13 protein-coding genes, 1 pseudogene and 1 riboswitch are annotated in these 15278 nt (G+C 74.6%); of the genes and pseudogenes, 12 read left to right on the top strand and 2 right to left on the bottom strand.

The features are described 5' to 3' along the window. Positions 1 to 53: 53 nt before the first annotated feature. Positions 54 to 151, bottom strand: a riboswitch (glycine riboswitch). Between the two features lie 376 nt (positions 152 to 527). Both K7472_RS26760 and K7472_RS26755 read left to right on the top strand, forming a co-directional pair. Further along, positions 528 to 1298, top strand: a complete 771-nt coding sequence (locus K7472_RS26760; RefSeq protein WP_222981186.1) for an enhanced serine sensitivity protein SseB — start codon at positions 528 to 530, stop codon at positions 1296 to 1298. A 146-nt stretch (positions 1299 to 1444) separates the two neighbouring features. Beyond that, a pseudogene (locus K7472_RS26755) lies at positions 1445 to 2215 on the top strand (enhanced serine sensitivity protein SseB C-terminal domain-containing protein); the annotation flags it as partial. A gap of 150 nt (positions 2216 to 2365) precedes the next feature. On the opposite strand, the gene K7472_RS26750 reads toward K7472_RS26755, so the two are convergent. Beyond that, a complete protein-coding gene (locus K7472_RS26750; RefSeq protein WP_222981141.1) occupies positions 2366 to 3919 on the bottom strand; it encodes a DUF885 family protein in 1554 nt (517 codons plus the stop codon). 179 nt (positions 3920 to 4098) lie between these two features. Here K7472_RS26750 and K7472_RS26745 point away from each other — a divergent pair, with 179 nt between their 5' ends. The 4 genes from K7472_RS26745 to mnmA all read left to right on the top strand — a co-directional run bounded on the left by K7472_RS26745 (position 4099) and on the right by mnmA (position 8302). After that, on the top strand, positions 4099 to 4722 hold the full coding sequence (locus K7472_RS26745) for a trimeric intracellular cation channel family protein (RefSeq protein ID WP_252396296.1): 624 nt from the start codon (positions 4099 to 4101) through the stop codon (positions 4720 to 4722). A gap of 67 nt (positions 4723 to 4789) precedes the next feature. Beyond that, positions 4790 to 5641: a thioesterase family protein gene (locus tag K7472_RS26740; protein ID WP_222981139.1), complete on the top strand. Its 852-nt coding sequence runs from the start codon at positions 4790 to 4792 to the stop codon at positions 5639 to 5641. A gap of 281 nt (positions 5642 to 5922) precedes the next feature. Continuing rightward, positions 5923 to 7092 carry a cysteine desulfurase family protein gene (locus K7472_RS26735; protein ID WP_222981138.1) on the top strand — a complete coding sequence of 390 codons (1170 nt, stop codon included), beginning with the start codon at positions 5923 to 5925 and terminating at the stop codon, positions 7090 to 7092. A 52-nt stretch (positions 7093 to 7144) separates the two neighbouring features. Continuing rightward, positions 7145 to 8302: a tRNA 2-thiouridine(34) synthase MnmA gene (gene mnmA, locus K7472_RS26730; RefSeq protein ID WP_222981137.1), complete on the top strand. Its 1158-nt coding sequence runs from the start codon at positions 7145 to 7147 to the stop codon at positions 8300 to 8302. Between the two features lie 3 nt (positions 8303 to 8305). Here mnmA and K7472_RS26725 read toward each other — a convergent pair whose 3' ends face one another. After that, a complete protein-coding gene (locus K7472_RS26725) occupies positions 8306 to 8872 on the bottom strand; it encodes a hypothetical protein (protein WP_222981136.1) in 567 nt (188 codons plus the stop codon). Positions 8873 to 9062: 190 nt separating this feature from the next. On the opposite strand from K7472_RS26725, the gene K7472_RS26720 reads away from it, so the two are divergent. The 6 genes from K7472_RS26720 to ligA all read left to right on the top strand — a co-directional run bounded on the left by K7472_RS26720 (position 9063) and on the right by ligA (position 15188). Next, the gene (locus K7472_RS26720; protein ID WP_222981135.1) at positions 9063 to 9533 is read left to right on the top strand and encodes a hypothetical protein; all 471 of its coding nucleotides are present in this window, start codon (positions 9063 to 9065) and stop codon (positions 9531 to 9533) included. 34 nt (positions 9534 to 9567) lie between these two features. Then, positions 9568 to 10107 (top strand): LOG family protein, encoded by a 540-nt coding sequence (locus K7472_RS26715; RefSeq protein WP_222981134.1) that lies wholly within the window; start codon positions 9568 to 9570, stop codon positions 10105 to 10107. Between the two features lie 160 nt (positions 10108 to 10267). Continuing rightward, positions 10268 to 10957 (top strand): SDR family oxidoreductase, encoded by a 690-nt coding sequence (locus K7472_RS26710; RefSeq protein WP_222981133.1) that lies wholly within the window; start codon positions 10268 to 10270, stop codon positions 10955 to 10957. Positions 10958 to 11060: 103 nt separating this feature from the next. Further along, entirely contained in the window at positions 11061 to 11672 is a 612-nt protein-coding gene (locus K7472_RS26705) for a DUF3159 domain-containing protein (RefSeq protein ID WP_222981132.1), read from the top strand. A 228-nt stretch (positions 11673 to 11900) separates the two neighbouring features. After that, positions 11901 to 12956 carry a methionine synthase gene (locus K7472_RS26700; protein WP_222981184.1) on the top strand — a complete coding sequence of 352 codons (1056 nt, stop codon included), beginning with the start codon at positions 11901 to 11903 and terminating at the stop codon, positions 12954 to 12956. Between the two features lie 69 nt (positions 12957 to 13025). Further along, complete coding sequence (gene ligA / locus K7472_RS26695; protein ID WP_222981131.1) at positions 13026 to 15188, top strand: NAD-dependent DNA ligase LigA; 2163 nt, start codon at positions 13026 to 13028, stop codon at positions 15186 to 15188. Positions 15189 to 15278 lie beyond the last annotated feature (90 nt).

Genomic DNA, 15278 nt, shown 5'->3' with positions numbered 1-15278 from the left:
GCTTGCACCTTGGGTGGGGCGGCCCTGACGGGCGGCCCGCTTTTCAGATCTGCCTAGACCGTGCGGTATCGGGGCCTGAGAGATTCAAGGGAGGACTTGCTCCTTCGGCGCCCCGGCGGAGTGCTGCCGGGGACTCTCCCGCACGGAGTCGAGCGGCCGGTATGCAGTTGGCGGCGTCATCATTGCACGGGTTCCGGCGCCGGGCCAGGGCAGTAAGGTTTCGCGCGGCAGGACGCGCGGTGACAGGTGGGGTGGAGATGAACGTTCCGGCAGGCGACGCGACCGGAGGCACCGGAGCCGGAGGCACCGGCGGCTGGGAAGACGCGGCCCCGGGCGCGCACGACGGCGCCGCGCCGGGCTTCTACGACGGCACCCCCCAGGGGCTCTACGACGGAGCCGCCCCCGGGCTCTACGACGGCACCGCGCCTGGGCTCTACGGCGGCGTCCCCCAGGGGTTCTACGACGGCGGGCTGCCCGGTGCCCACGACGGCGGGCTGCCCGGCTCCCACGGTGGCGGGCTCGCCGCGATGCCCACGGGCCCCTACGGCGGCGTGGAGCCCGCCGACCCCTACCTGACCCCCGAGCCCGCGCTGCCGCACGGCTCCGGCTGGCCGTCCAACGAGCTGGAGGAGGTGCTGACCGCCGCGCTCGGCGAGCCCGGCGCCACCCCCCGGGTCGTCGAGGTGCTGGGCCGCTCCGCGGTCTGGGTGCCGCTGCCGCAGGGCACGCCGGACGCGGGCCTTCCGACGTTCGTCATGGACGGCGGGCTGTTCGTGCCGGTCTTCAGCTCGGAGGAACAACTGCGGCGCGCCGCGCCCGGCATGGCCTTCGGCGTGCTGCCCGGCCGGGAGTTCGCCCGCGGTCTGCCGCCCAGGGTGGGTATCGCGGTCAACCCCGGCGGCGCCGTCGGCATCCCGCTGCCCGCGGCCGCGATCGGCGACCTGTGCCGCGACTCCACCGGCGCGGGCGCCCGCGTACGGCTGTGGGAGCCGGCGCCGAGCGACGAGCCGGTGGACTTCCTGGCCGCCGCCGCGGGCGAGTTCGCGGTCACCCCGGTCGTGCTGTCGGCGCGGCGGGCACTGGGAGCGGTCGAGGACCAGCCGCCCACGCTCTTCGTCGGCGTCGAGCTCGACCGCTGGCAGGAGGAGGACCGGGCCGCCGCGATGGACGCCATCGGCCGAGCCCTGGGCGCCGCGCCGCTGCCGTGGCCGGTGAACCTGCTGCTGCTGGACGTCGCCCAGGACCCACTGGGGGACTGGATCCACGAGCGGGTCCCCCCGTTCTTCACCCGCGACTGACCCGCGCGGTGCGCGGGGGCGTGAACCGGCCACCCCGTCCCTGCGTCCTGATGTGTCAGAGCGTCCCTCTAACCTGAGACGCACCCCTAACCTGAGGGGATGACGGGCGGACACGGACCGATGGAGCAGAAGGGGCGGATCCGACGGTGAACGCGGGCGTGGAGGACGCGCTGCGCCAGGTGGCGCCCGGCCGGTACGACACGTACGAGGCGCTGTTGCGCGCGCTGGCCGACGGCCAGGTCTGGATGCTGCTGTGGCACGGCACGCCCGGCTCCCCGGACGCCCAGTACGGGAACATGGAGGTCGACGGCCACGGCTACGCGCCGTGCGTCACCTCCGCGCAGGAACTGCTGACCTGTGGCTGGAACCGTTCGCACGAGGTGGTCTCCGGCCACGAGGTCGCCACCGAGCTGTACGGCGAGCGCTTCGGCCTGTGGCTCAACCCGCACGCGCCCGGTGGCGGCGTCGGCGTGCCCTGGCTCGACCTGCGCCGCATCGCCACCGGCCTGGAGCGCACCCCGGCGGGCCCGCTCCAGATCGGCGAACCGGCCCTGCCCGTCACCGGGTTCTACGGCCTGCTGACCCAGCACGCCCAGCGCACGCCCCCGGTCAGGGCGCTGCGCGGCGCCTGGGTGCGTCCCGCGCTCGGCGAGCCGTACCTCGCGATAGGCGTCGACCTGTACGACTCGGGCCCGGCCGCTGTGGAGGCGGTACGGGCGATGATGGGGCAGTCGGTGGGCGCCGCCCCGGACGGGGTACGGGTCGCCACCGTCGCGCTCTCCGACGAGTTCGACCCGGTCGCGATGTGGCTGCGGGCCTGCGCCCGGCCGTTCTACGACCGCGACGTGGCCTACGGCGCCACCGCCGCGATGGCCCCGCCCGGCCCCTCCGCGGCGCCCGGCGGCTGGGCCGACCCGACGACGTACCCCACGGCCGCCTACCCGGGCCCGAACGCGCCGACCCAGTACCCCGGCGCCCCCGCGCCGTACCCGCATCCGCCCACGCGGTACCCGCCGCAGCCCCCGCAGGCGTACGGCCCGCCCTACGGCGTCTGACCCGCCTGTGCCCTACGGCGTCCGGCCCGCCCGCGGCGCTGCGTCGCGTACCCGCGCGTCCAGCGCCGCGTCGACCAGCCCCAGCGGCGGGCTGCCCAGCGCCAGCAGCGCCGCGTGGAAGCGCGCCGGCGTGAAGTCCGCGCCCCAGCGCTCCCGGGCCCGCTCCCGCAGCGACAGCAGCGCCAGCTTGCCCCACGTGTAGCGCCCGTACGCCGCGTCGAAGGTGCCCCGGCGGGCCTCCGAGGCCGCGGCGGCCCGCGCCAGGTGGGCGTCCCTGATGAAGCGCTCGGTCGCCTCGGCCACGTCCATCGCCCCGGTGTGCAGGCCGATCGCGCAGGTCAGCCGGGTGACGCGGACCAGTGCCTCCAGAGCGACGCCGATGGCGAAGCGCGGGTCGCCGGAACGGAAACCCTCCTCGACGCACATCTCCTCCGCGTAGTGCGCCCAGCCCTCGCAGAACGCCAGGGAGTGCAGCGTGCGCCGCACGTCGGTGGTGGCGTGCCGCAGCGCGCGGCCGTGCGAGTAGTGCCCCGGCGCGACCTCGTGCGCCGTCACCGCGGGCAGGCCGGTGCGGCTGAAGAGGGTCAGCCACTCCTCGCGCTGCTCGCGCGGCCAGGCGGGGTCGGGCGGCGTGACGTGGTACCAGGACGGGGCGTCCGGCTCGTAGGGCGCGGCCCAGGTCATCATCGCCGACGACCAGCGGCGCGACGCGGGCGCGAGGCCGACCCTGCACTCGCCGTCCAGGTACGGCACGAGACGCCGCTCGCGGGTGAACTCGACCAGTTCACGGGTGAGTTCGGCGGCCTCGGGGATCACGCCCGAGGCGTCCGGGTGGTCGGCGGTCAGCTCCTGGACCAGCTCGGCGGGCTTGCGGCGCGGATCGAGCGCGGCGCACGACTCGGTCAACAGCGCCTGCATCCGGCCGCGTTCGGCTTCGGCGGCGTCCGCCAGCTCCGACAGGTCGACCACCACGCCCTCTTGACTGCCCATCAGTTGCGCCAGCGCCGCGCCGCCGAGGCGGGGATCGGGGTCACCGGTCTCGGCGGCCCGGGCGACGTGCGCCACCAGCCTCTCGTGTGCCACGAGCGCGTCGGCGGCGGCGTCCCGCGCGGGGTCGACCCCGGCCGCGAGCCCCCGCACCGCCGCCAGCAGCGCACCCGCCACCGGCGCGCTCAGCCGGTCCAGCGAGGCGATCGCCGCGTCCACCACGTCCGGCCATTGCGCCAGGTGCCGCCGCCGCGCCTCGGCCCGCTCCGGCTCGGGCGCGTAGGCGCGGTCGTAGGCGGCCAGTTCGAGGTTGGACAGGTGCAGGTAGGGGTCGCGGCGGTGCAGTTCCAGCTCGGCGAACTGCACCCGTACCGCCTCCTCGAAGACGCCGAGGTGCGCCTCGTCGTGCGGGTCCGGGCGCGCGGGGGTGTCGCGCCGGGCGCGGGCCAGCGCGTCCAGGCCGCGCCGCACCCCCTCCGGCGACAGGTCCTGCGGTACGCCGTCGTACTCGTGCCGCCCCGCCATCTCCCGGACGACGGGCACCATCAGATCGCAGACCGCGCGCAGTCGGGTGTCCATGGGGGCGACGGTAGCGAGCGGCGGGCGGCGGCGGGGGCGGTTCGGCGACGGCACCCCGCCGCCGGATGGGGGCGTACGGGATCCGGCCAGGTAGAACTGTCTGCGTGACCCCGCGCCTGCCCGTCCCGCCCGTCCCCGTCGTCGGCTTCTTCACGCCGTCCGTCCAGCACTCCCTGGACATGGCGGGCATCTTCGTCTTCGCGATCTCCGGCGCGCTGCTCGCCGTGCGCAAGAACCTCGACGTCTTCGGGATGGCCGTGCTCGCCGAGGTCACCGCGCTCGGCGGCGGCGTGCTGCGGGACCTGATCATTGGTGCGGTCCCGCCCGCCGCCTTCACCGACCTCGGCTACTTCCTGACCCCGCTCGGCGCGACCGTGCTGGTCTTCTTCCTGCACCCGCAGGTCGAACGCATCAACCGCGCCGTGATGGTCGCGGACGCGGCGGGACTCGGGCTGTTCTGCGTGACCGGCACGACGAAGGCGCACGCCTACGGCCTCGGCCTGACCGCGTCCGCCGCGCTCGGACTGCTGACGGCGGTCGGCGGCGGCGTCTTCCGCGACGTGCTCGCGCAGGAGGTGCCGTCGCTGCTGCGCTGGGACCGCGACCTGTACGCGGTGCCCGCGCTGGTCGGGGCCACCATCGTGGCGCTGCTGATCCGCTTCCACGCGCTCACCGCGTTCGGCAGCGGCGCGGCGGCGGCGACCGCGTTCGTGCTGCGGCTGCTGGCGATGAGGTTCGGCTGGCGGGCGCCGCGCGCCTGGCACCGTAGGAGCACGGCGACGGAGCCGGTGGACGAGCTGTGAGCGGAGCCGCCGGAGCGGGAGTTATCGGGGCTACCGGCCGGTAACTTTTGGGTGTACGGTGCACCGCATGGCACAGGGAACCATCGGGGACAGCGAGTTCGACCGCGACACCGCGGTCACGGCCAGGGCCGGCGAGCCCGGCGTGTTCGACGCGCGGCTGTCGGAGGGCTGGACGATCCTGCGCGCCGTCAACGGCGGCTACCTCCTCGCGCTGACCGCCCGCGCGCTCGGCGCCGTGCTGCCGCACCCCGATCCGTTCACCGTCACCGCGCACTACCTCACGCCGTCCGAGCCCGGCCCCGCGGTCGTGCGCACCGAGGTGATCCGCACCGGCCGCACGATGTCCACCGGCTCCGCCCGGCTGCTCCAGACCGACGCCGAGGGCCGCGAGGTGGAACGGCTGCGCGTCACCGCCTCGTACGGCGATCTGGCCGCGCTGCCGGACGACGTGCGCACGACGGCCAAGCCGTTCGCCATCCCGCCCTACGAGCACTGCCCCGGCGGTGAGGACGCCCCCGGCGGCCTGCCGGTCATCTCCGGCAGCACGGAGATCGCCAAACGCCTCGACCTGCGGCTCGACCCGGCGACCGCGGGGTGGGCGCTGGGCACGCCGAGCGGGCGGGGCGAGATGCGGGCGTGGTTCGGGCTGGCGGACGGGCGCGACGCGGATCCGCTGTCGCTGCTGCTGACGGTGGACGCGCTGCCGCCCACGGCGTTCGAGATGGGGTTGCAGGGGTGGGTCCCGACGGTCGAACTGACCACCCACATCAGGTGCAGGCCCGCCCCCGGCCCGCTGCGGGTCGGCATCGTGACGCGGAACCTCGCCGGGGGCTTCCTGGAGGAGGACGCGGAGGTCTGGGACGCGCAGGACCGGCTGGTCGCGCAGTCACGGCAGTTGGCGCGGGTTCTTTTGGGGTGAGGGTGGGGGTTGCGGCGCGTTTCCGCACCCACCCACCCGAGCCACGACCGGTGGGCGGCCCCCCGACCCCCCGCAGGGCTCCGCCCCGCCCCCCGACAGCCCCCGCTCGGGCAGCCGGCCCGTGCCGGTCGCCGACCGGGGTGCAGGGGGCGGAGCCCCCGCGTCCGGGGCTCGCGGGGCGGAGCCCCGCAGCAGGCCACCCACCGGCCGTGGCTCGGGTGGGTGGGTGCGGAAACGCACCGCAACCACAACCACCCCCCGCCCCGTAGAATCACCGCATCATGGCCTACCTCGACCACGCCGCCACCACTCCGATGCTCCCGGAGGCGGTTCAGGCGATGAGCGCGCAGCTCAGCCTTGCCGGGAACGCCTCCTCGCTGCACGCGTCCGGGCGGCGTGCCCGCCGGACCGTCGAGGAGTCCCGGGAGGCGCTGGCCGCCGCCCTCGGAGGGCGTCCCAGCGAAGTGGTCTTCACCAGCGGCGGCACCGAGGCCGACAACCTCGCCGTCAAGGGCCTGTACTGGGCCAGGCGCGACGCCGACCCGGCCCGCGCCCGGGTCCTGGCCAGCCCCGTCGAGCACCACGCGGTGCTCGACGCCGTGCACTGGCTCGCCGACCACGAGGGCGCCCGCGTCGAGTGGCTGCCGGTCGACGGGTGCGGCCGGGTTCGGCCCGAAGCGTTGCGTGAGGCGATCGAGCGCGACCCGCACGACGTCGCGCTCGCCACCGTGATGTGGGCCAACAACGAGGTCGGCACGATCATGCCGGTCGCCGAACTCGCCGCCGTCGCGCGGGAGTTCGACGTCCCCCTGCACTCCGACGCGGTGCAGGCGTTCGGCCAGGCGGACGTGGACTTCGCCGCGAGCGGGCTCGACGCGATGACGGTCAGCGCGCACAAGGTCGGCGGCCCGTACGGGATCGGCGCGTTGCTGCTGCGCCGCGAGTGCGCCCCGGTGCCGCTGCTGCACGGCGGCGGGCAGGAACGCGACGTGCGCTCCGGGACGCTCGACGTGCCCGCGATCGCCGCCTTCGCCACCGCCGGGACGCTGGCCGCGCGGCGCAGGACGGAGTTCGTACGCGAGGTGGGGGCGCTGCGCGACCAGCTGGTCGACGCGGTGCGTGAGGCGGTCCCCGACGCGGTGCTCAACGGCGACCCCGATCCGGCCGGGCGGCTCGCCGCCAACGCCCACTTCTCGTTCCCCGGCTGCGAGGGCGACTCCCTGCTGCTGCTGCTCGACGCGCAGGGCATCGAGTGCTCCACCGGCTCGGCCTGCACCGCGGGCGTCGCCCAGCCCAGCCACGTGCTGCTGGCGATGGGCGCCGACTCCGACCGGGCCCGCGGCTCGCTGCGCTTCTCCCTCGGCCACACCTCGACCGCGGGCGACGTCGCCGAGGTCGCCAAGGCCATCGGTCCCGTCGTGGAACGAGCCCGCAGCGCCGGGCTGCTCTAGCCACACCACAGCCACACGAGCGCGTGCCGCGGCCCCGTACCCTGGAGGGGCTATGACTTTCCCAGGTGCACCCACAGGCCCCCGCGACGGCTCCCGGCTGCGCGTGCTGGCCGCCATGTCCGGCGGCGTGGACTCCGCCGTCGCCGCCGCCCGCGCGGCCGAGGCGGGCCACGACGTGACCGGCGTCCACCTCGCGCTGTCCGCCAACCCGCAGTCGTTCCGTACCGGAGCGCGCGGCTGCTGCACGATCGAGGACTCCCGCGACGCCCGCCGCGCCGCCGACGTGATCGGCATCCCGTTCTACGTGTGGGACCTGGCGGAACGGTTCCGCGAGGACGTGGTCGAGGACTTCGTCAGCGAGTACGCGGCCGGCCGCACCCCCAACCCGTGCCTGCGCTGCAACGAGAAGATCAAGTTCGCCGCGCTGCTGGACAAGGCGCTGGCGCTGGGCTTCGACGCGGTGTGCACCGGCCACTACGCGACGGTCGTCACCCACGGCGACGGCCGCCGCGAACTGCACCGGGCGAGCGACGCCGCCAAGGACCAGAGCTACGTGCTCGGCGTGCTGGACGACCGGCAGCTCGCCCACGCGATGTTCCCGCTCGGCGACACCCTCACCACCAAGGACGAGATCCGCGCCGAGGCCGAGCGCCGCGGCCTGGCCGTCGCCCGCAAGCCCGACAGCCACGACATCTGCTTCATCGCCGACGGCGACACCCAGGGCTTCCTGGCCAAGCGGCTCGGCACCGCCGAAGGCGCCATCGTGGACGAGGACGGCACCCGCGTCGGCAGCCACGAGGGCGCGTACGGCTTCACCATCGGCCAGCGCAAGGGCCTGCGCATCGGCACCCCGGCCCCCGACGGCAAGCCGCGCTACGTGCTGGACATCTCGCCGGTCGACAACACCGTCACCGTCGGCCCGGCCGAGGCGCTGGACGTCACCGGGCTGACCGCGATCCGCCCGCGCTGGTGCGGCGACGTGCCCCCGGCCGGTGAGGCCGCGTACACCGCGCAACTGCGCGCCCACGGCGAGGACGTGCCCGTACGCGCCGAGGTCGTCGACGGCGAGCTGCGGGTGCGCTTCGCGCAGCCGGTGCGCGGGGTCGCGCCGGGCCAGGCGGTCGTGCTCTACGACGGCACCCAGGTGGTCGGCTCCGCCACCATCGCCACGACCGAGCGGCGCGAGCGCCCGGCCGCGGCGCACGCCTGAGCGTCAACTCCCGCAGGACGAGGGCGAGTCGGCCCCGTCCGGCACCACCGTCAGCTGTGTCTCGAAGCGATACGGCGCGTCTGCCGCGCCGCCGGAGAAGTACACCGGGTACATCCCGGGCGCCGTACCGCAGCGCACCGTGACCTCGGCGGCGTACACGTGGAGCGGCCGCGCGGACGCCGGGCGGCGCGCCTGCCACCGGGCGCGCGCCGCCGTCTCCCGCAGCACGACCCGGCCGCCGAACGCGGGCGAGGTGATCTCGTCGCCCACCAGCCCCGCCGCGTCCGGCCCCAGCGCCACCCGCACGCGCCCGCCGGGCCGCGTCGGCGCCACCGGCGCGAGCAGCGGCCACAACTCCTCCTGGGACGGCGTCATCCGCGCCCACGGCGCACCGCCGCCGGTGGAGATCACGACCGCCTCGCGGGGCCGCACCCGCGGGACGCGCGCCGCGTCGTCCCGCGGCCGGGTGTACGACGAGGCCGTCCCGGGCAGGGGTGCGGGCACGGCGCCCGGCGGAAACGCGACGGCGGCCGTCACGGCCAGCACGACGGTGGTACGGGGCAGGGCCACGGGCGCGGGTCCTCACGGCGGGCGATCCGGGACAAGCTGTGGAGTTCCTGTGGAGCGTAGCCCATACTGCCGGTGATGCGAGGGCCGTCGCCGCATCACCGCCGCGCGCACCCGACGCGGCGTCAGTCCCCGCCGGGAAAGCGGCGGGTCGTGCCGAAGGGAGTCCGTCGTCTTGCGTCCGCTACGCCGCGTGCGCCGACCCGGCCGGAAGGCCGGGCCCCGGCTGGTGGCCGTCGCGCTGGCCGCCCTGCCGTGCCTGGCGGGCTGCGGCTTCGGCGGCCTGGGGCAGGACCCGCCGCCCCAGGACCACCCGCCGTTCCGCCCCGCGCACGCCTCCCCGCTCTCGTCGGTGCAGGCGGACCTGCTGGCCGCCGCGCGCCAGACGGCGCACACGCCGGTGTTCGACCACGCCACCCAGCCCGGTGAGGACCACTGGTCGGTCGCGGACGTCCGCTTCTTCTACGGCGGCTACACCGTCCGCACCGCCTGCGTCGGTGACGGCACCCTGACCGCCACCGCGACCGGCGCGGGCACCTGGCACACCCGCTGCACCGCGCGCCAGGTGACCGTCGACCAGGTCACGCGGACCACGCTGACCCCCGTGACGTTCACCTTCACCGCCACCAAGGGCGTGCGCTTCGCGGTCGTCGGCGTCGCCTGACGGCCGCGCGGCGCGGGCGGTTAGCGTGGAGGCCATGAACATCTGCGTCTTCCTCTCCGCCGCCGACCTCGACGAGCGGTACACCACCCCGGCCCGCGAGTTCGCCGAGCTGCTCGGCAAGGGCGGTCACACGCTCGTGTGGGGCGGATCGGACGTCGGCCTGATGAAGGTCGTCGCGGACGGCGTGCAGGCCGCGGGCGGACGGCTCGTCGGGGTCTCGGTGGAGTTCCTGCGCGGCAAGGCCCGCGCCGGGGCCGACGAGATGATCGTCGCCGCCGACCTCGCGGAGCGCAAGGCGCAACTGCTGGCCCGTTCCGACGCCGTCGTCATCATGGTGGGCGGCACCGGCACGCTGGACGAGGCCACCGAGATCCTGGAACTGAAGAAGCACGGCCTGCACGCCAAGCCGGTCGTCCTGCTCAACACCGCGGGCTTCTACGACGGCCTGCGCGAGCAGTTCCTGCGCATGGACGCGGAGGGCTTCCTGCCCCTGCCGCTCACCGAGCTGGTCTTCTTCGCGGAGGACGGCGCGGGCGCGCTCGCGTACCTGGAGGAGACGGCCGGCATCCGCTGACCCCGCCACGGGCCCGCCGACGTGCCCTGCGGCGGCTCCGGGTCGGCCGACGCGCCCGGCGGCTTCGGGTCCGCTGACGCGCCCGGCGGCTTCGGGGTCCGCTGACGCGCGCCGGAGGCGGTGCCGGGTGCGCGCGGGGGCTGATGCGAGCATGGCCGGTATGTCCTCTCATCTGATCACCGGAGCCGGATCCGGCATCGGCGCGGCGCTCGCCCGGCGGCTGCTGGAACGCGGCGACGACCTGTGGCTGCTCGCCCGCGACGCCGGACGCGCCAAGGAACTCGCCGACGTCTTCCCCGGCGCGCGCACCCTCGTCGGCGACCTCGCCCAGCCGGAGCGGCTGTCGTGGGCGTTCGGCCACCAGACGCTGCCCGAGCGGCTCGACTCGCTGCTGCACGTCGCGGGCGTCGCCGACCTCGGCGAGGTCGGCGAACTGACCCCCAAGGTCTGGGAGCGCACGCTCGCCGTCAACCTGATGGCGCCCGCCGAGCTGACCCGCCTCGTCCTGCCCCAACTGCGCCTGTCCAACGGTCACGTGGTCTTCGTCAACTCCGGCGCCGGGCTGTCCGCCAACGCCGGCTGGAGCGCGTACGCCGCCAGCAAGCACGGCCTCAAGGCGCTCGCGGACTCCCTGCGGCAGGAGGAGCACGGCAACGGGGTGCGCGTCACCTCCGTCTACCCGGGCCGCACCGCAACCCCGATGCAGGAGAAGCTCCACCGGTACGAGGGCAAGGCGTACGACCCGGCCGACTGGATCGACCCGGAGTCGGTGGCCTCCACCGTGCTGCTCGCCCTCGACCTGCCCAGGGACGCCGAGATCAACGACGTGACGGTGCGGCCGGGCCGCTGAGCCGGGCGACCGGCGCGCGCTGAGGGTGCGCCCCGCGCGCGCCGGTCGCAGCATGGAGGGAGAGGGAGAGTCCACACGGCCGTACCGTGCCGGAGGTGACCCGATGACCACTCCCCGTTCCCGAGGCGCGCTGGGCTCAGGCGGCGTCCTCTGGTCGTTCGCCCCCTGGATCATCTTCGACGTGGTGGCGGGACCGAGTACCTGGAAGTTCGCCGCCTTCGCCGCGCTGATCGCCTCGGTGGTGCTCAACCTGCCGGAACTGCGCCAGGGCAGCGTGAAGGCGCTGAACGCGGCCGCGCTGGTCTTCTTCGCCGTGGTGTCCGTGCTGGCCCTGGCCCTCACCCACCACGACCTGGTCTGGCTGGAGACCTACGCGCAGGTGATCTCCAACGCCGTGGTCGCCGTCGTCGCGCTGGGCTCGCTGGCCTTCGTGCCGTTCACCGAGCAGTACGCGCGCGAGTCCGCGCCGCGCGAGATCTGGGACACCCCCGGCTTCAAGCACGTCAACCGCGTGCTGACGCTGATGTGGGGCCTGGTCTTCGTGGTCACGGCGGTGCTCGGGCTGGTGGCGATCCACGACACCGCCGACTCCGACTGGCTCAACTGGGTCATCCCGATCGCCCTGCTGGTGCTGGCCATCAAGTTCACCAACTGGTACCCGCAGTACGTGCGCTCGCAGTCGATGGCGGCCCGGGCCAGGGTCGTCCACCACTGAGCCCGGCGAAGGGCGAACGGCGAATGCCCGGCGGACGGCGAACGGCCGCCCTCCGGTCGCCCGCGGGCCCGGCGGCCCGGCGGCCCGGCGGAGCATTCCGGACACCGCCTGACCGGCGACTACGCTTCCCGCGTGAACGACGAGAGCACCTTCGACACCAGTGCCCCCGGCGGCCCGGCCGACGCCCTCCTGCGTCCGGCCGCGGGATCGGCCACCGGCGTGGGCTCGATGCCCGGCGACGACGTGCGCGAGGCGGTCCGCGTCGCGGTGGAGGCCGTCCCGACGCTGCCGTTCCTGCCGGAGCTGCCCGCCCGCGGCCCCGGCGCCGACATGATCGGGCGCACCCTCGGCATGCTGGTCGAGCTGTACGCGCGGGTCGAGCCCAGCGGCTGGCGGTTCGGCGACCGCCCGGGGCGCGACACCCGGCGGGCCCGGGCCTTCCTCGCCCAGGACCTCGACACGTTGGAAGAGTTCACGCAAGGCTACGAGGGCCCGCTGAAGGTGCAGGTCGTCGGCCCCTGGACGCTCGCCGCCTCGGTCGAGCTGCGGGGCGGCGAGGCCGCGCTGTCCGACCCCGGCGCCTGCCGCGACCTGACCGCCTCGCTCACCGAGGGCCTGCGGCTGCACCTGGCCGACCTCGCCCGCCGCGTCCCCGGGGCGCGCCCGGTGCTCCAGCTCGACGAGCCGTCCCTGACCGCCGTCCTGCTCGGCCGCATCCGCTCCGCCAGCGGCTACCGCACCCACCGGGCGGTCGACCGGGCCGTGGTGGAGGGCGCGTTGCGCGAGGTCGTGGAGACGGCGCGCGCGGCGGGCGCGGCGGTGATCGCGCACTCGTGCGCCCCCGCCGTGCCCTTCGCGCTGCTGCGGCGCGCCGGGGTGTCCGGCGTGTCGTTCGACTTCTCGTTGCTCACGGAGCGTGAGTGGGACGCGATCGGCGAGGCGGTCGAGGCCGGAACGGTTCTGCTGGCCGGAGTCGTGCCCGGAACGGACGCCGGGACGGGTGCCGCGGGAGGCTCCGCGGCGGCCGGCGGGGGGTCCGGCGCAGCGGCGTCCGGCACGGGCCGCGGCTCGGGCACCGGTTCGACGGCGTTGTCAGACCCTGCCGGTAGCGTCAGTGGTGTCCGGTCGTTGTGGCGCGGGCTGGGGCTGTCACCGGGGACTCTCGCGGAGTCCGTGGTGGTCACTCCGGCGTGCGGTCTCGCGGGTGCCTCCCCGGGGTACGCCCGCGCGGCGCTGACCCACTGCGCCAAGGCGGCCAGGACCCTCGTCGACGACCCCGAGTAGCCGACGTCCATGACCCTGAGTGACCACGGCTTGCGGCCGCGGGCGGTAGAAGAGAGCGGAGGACCCGGCATGGAGATCCCGGCCCAGGCCCGAGAGCGGCACGCCGACCTGTCCGAGCGGATCGAGGAGCACCGCTTCCGGTACTACGTCAACGACGCCCCCGTCGTCAGCGACGCCGAATTCGACCGGCTGCTGCGCGAGTTGGAGGCCCTGGAGGACGAGCACCCGGCGCTGCGCACCCCCGACTCGCCCACCCAGAAGGTCGCGGGCGCGTACGAGACCGAGTTCACCTCCGTCCAGCACCGCGAACGCATGCTGTCGCTGGACAACGCGTTCGACGACGAGGAACTCGACGCCTGGGCCGAGCGGATCGCCGCCGACCTCGACGGCCTGGACTACCACTTCCTGTGCGAGCTGAAGGTCGACGGCCTCGCGGTCAACCTCACGTACGAGCACGGCAGGCTGACGCGTGCCGCCACCCGCGGCGACGGCCGCACCGGCGAGGACATCACGCCCAACGTGCGCACCATCGCCGACATCCCCGACCGCCTCGCGGGCGACCGGATCCCCGCCCTGGTCGAGGTGCGCGGCGAGGTCTACTTCCCGATGGAGGAGTTCCAGGCGCTCAACGAGCGGCTGGTCGCCGCGGGCGACAAACCGTTCGCCAACCCCCGTAACGCGGCGGCCGGTTCACTGCGCCAGAAGGACCCCCGGGTCACCGCCTCCAGACCTCTGCACATGGTGGTGCACGGCACCGGCGCCCGCGAGGGCTTCGACATCGACCGGCAGTCGCACGCCTACGAGCTGCTGCACGAGTGGGGCCTGCCGACCACCACGCACGCCAAGGTGGTCGACTCGATCGTCGGCGTACGGGAGTTCATCGCGTACTACGGCGAGAACCGGCACTCCGTCGAGCACGAGATCGACGGCGTCGTGGTCAAGGTGGACGAGATCCCGCTCCAGGGCCGGCTGGGCTCCACCTCCCGCGCGCCGCGCTGGGCGATCGCCTGGAAGTACGCGCCGGAGGAGGTCAACACCAAGCTGGTCGACATCCGCGTCGGCGTCGGCCGCACCGGCCGCGTCACCCCGTACGCGGTGGTGGAACCGGTCACCGTCGCGGGCTCCGAGGTCGAGTTCGCCACCCTGCACAACCAGGACGTCGTCAAGGCCAAGGGCGTGTTCATCGGCGACACCGTGGTGCTGCGCAAGGCCGGTGACGTCATCCCGGAGATCCTCGGGCCGGTCGCCGACCTGCGCGACGGCAGCGAGCGGGAGTTCGTCATGCCCGCCGAGTGCCCCGACTGCGGCACGGCGCTGCAACCGATGAAGGAGGGCGACGTCGACCTGCGCTGCCCCAACGCCCGTTACTGCCCCGCCCAGTTGCGCGAGCGGATCTACTACCTCGCCGGGCGCCGCTGCCTGGACATCGAGAACTTCGGCTACGTGGCCGCGGCCGCCCTCACCCAGCCGCTGGAGCCCGCCGAGCCGCCGCTGCGCGACGAGGGCGACGTGTTCGACCTGACCGTCGAGGAACTGCTGCCCATCCGCTCCTACGTGCTCGACCCGGACAGCGGCCTGCCCAAGCGCGACCCCAAGACCGGCGAGGAGAAGGTCGTCACCTTCTTCGCCAACCAGAAGGGCGAGCCGAAGAAGAACACCCTCGCGATGCTGGAACACATCGCCGAGGCGAAGAACCGGCCACTGGCCCGGGTCATCACCGGCCTGTCGATCCGCCACGTCGGGCCGGTCGCCGCCGAGGCGCTGGCCCGCGAGTTCCGCGACCTCGACCGGATCGCCGCGGCCGGCGAGGAGGAACTCGCCGCGGTCGAGGGCGTCGGCCCGACCATCGCCGCCTCCGTGAAGCAGTGGTTCACCGAGGACTGGCACCGGGGCATCATCGAGAAGTGGCGGGCGGCCGGGGTGCGCTTCACTGAGGAGGGTTCGGACGAAGGGCCGAGGCCACTCGAAGGGCTCACCGTGGTGGTAACCGGAACGCTGTCGTCGTATACCCGAGATGGCGCGAAAGAGGCGCTCGTCAGCCGGGGAGCGAAGGTGACGGGGTCGGTTTCGAAGAAGACCGGATTCGTCGTGGTGGGCGACAACCCCGGTTCGAAGTACGACAAGGCGGTGCAGCTGAAGGTGCCGATCCTCGATGAGGAGGGCTTCGGCGTGCTGCTGGAGACGGGTGCGGACGCGGCCCTGGAGGTGACGGTCAATCCGGCCGAGGGGTGAGGGCGGCTCACCCGATCGGCGCATACCAGACGGATGAGGGATGCAGGGTTCCATTCGGGCAACCCCGGGGGATCGCTGCCCCGGACCGGC

The sequence above is a fragment of the Streptantibioticus parmotrematis genome (assembly GCF_019890615.1).
Lineage (GTDB): Bacteria > Actinomycetota > Actinomycetes > Streptomycetales > Streptomycetaceae > Streptantibioticus_D > Streptantibioticus_D parmotrematis.
This window is presented reverse-complemented; position numbering and strand designations above follow the sequence as displayed.

Coding starts and splice junctions, on each gene's coding strand:
- K7472_RS26760 (WP_222981186.1), top strand. CDS start 528: ATGCCCACGGGCCCCTACGGCGGCGTGGAGCCCGCCGACCCCTACCTG.
- K7472_RS26750 (WP_222981141.1), bottom strand. CDS start 3,919: ATGGACACCCGACTGCGCGCGGTCTGCGATCTGATGGTGCCCGTCGTC.
- K7472_RS26745 (WP_252396296.1), top strand. CDS start 4,099: ATGGCGGGCATCTTCGTCTTCGCGATCTCCGGCGCGCTGCTCGCCGTG.
- K7472_RS26740 (WP_222981139.1), top strand. CDS start 4,790: ATGGCACAGGGAACCATCGGGGACAGCGAGTTCGACCGCGACACCGCG.
- K7472_RS26735 (WP_222981138.1), top strand. CDS start 5,923: ATGGCCTACCTCGACCACGCCGCCACCACTCCGATGCTCCCGGAGGCG.
- mnmA (WP_222981137.1), top strand. CDS start 7,145: ATGACTTTCCCAGGTGCACCCACAGGCCCCCGCGACGGCTCCCGGCTG.
- K7472_RS26715 (WP_222981134.1), top strand. CDS start 9,568: ATGAACATCTGCGTCTTCCTCTCCGCCGCCGACCTCGACGAGCGGTAC.
- K7472_RS26710 (WP_222981133.1), top strand. CDS start 10,268: ATGTCCTCTCATCTGATCACCGGAGCCGGATCCGGCATCGGCGCGGCG.
- K7472_RS26705 (WP_222981132.1), top strand. CDS start 11,061: ATGACCACTCCCCGTTCCCGAGGCGCGCTGGGCTCAGGCGGCGTCCTC.
- K7472_RS26700 (WP_222981184.1), top strand. CDS start 11,901: ATGCCCGGCGACGACGTGCGCGAGGCGGTCCGCGTCGCGGTGGAGGCC.
- ligA (WP_222981131.1), top strand. CDS start 13,026: ATGGAGATCCCGGCCCAGGCCCGAGAGCGGCACGCCGACCTGTCCGAG.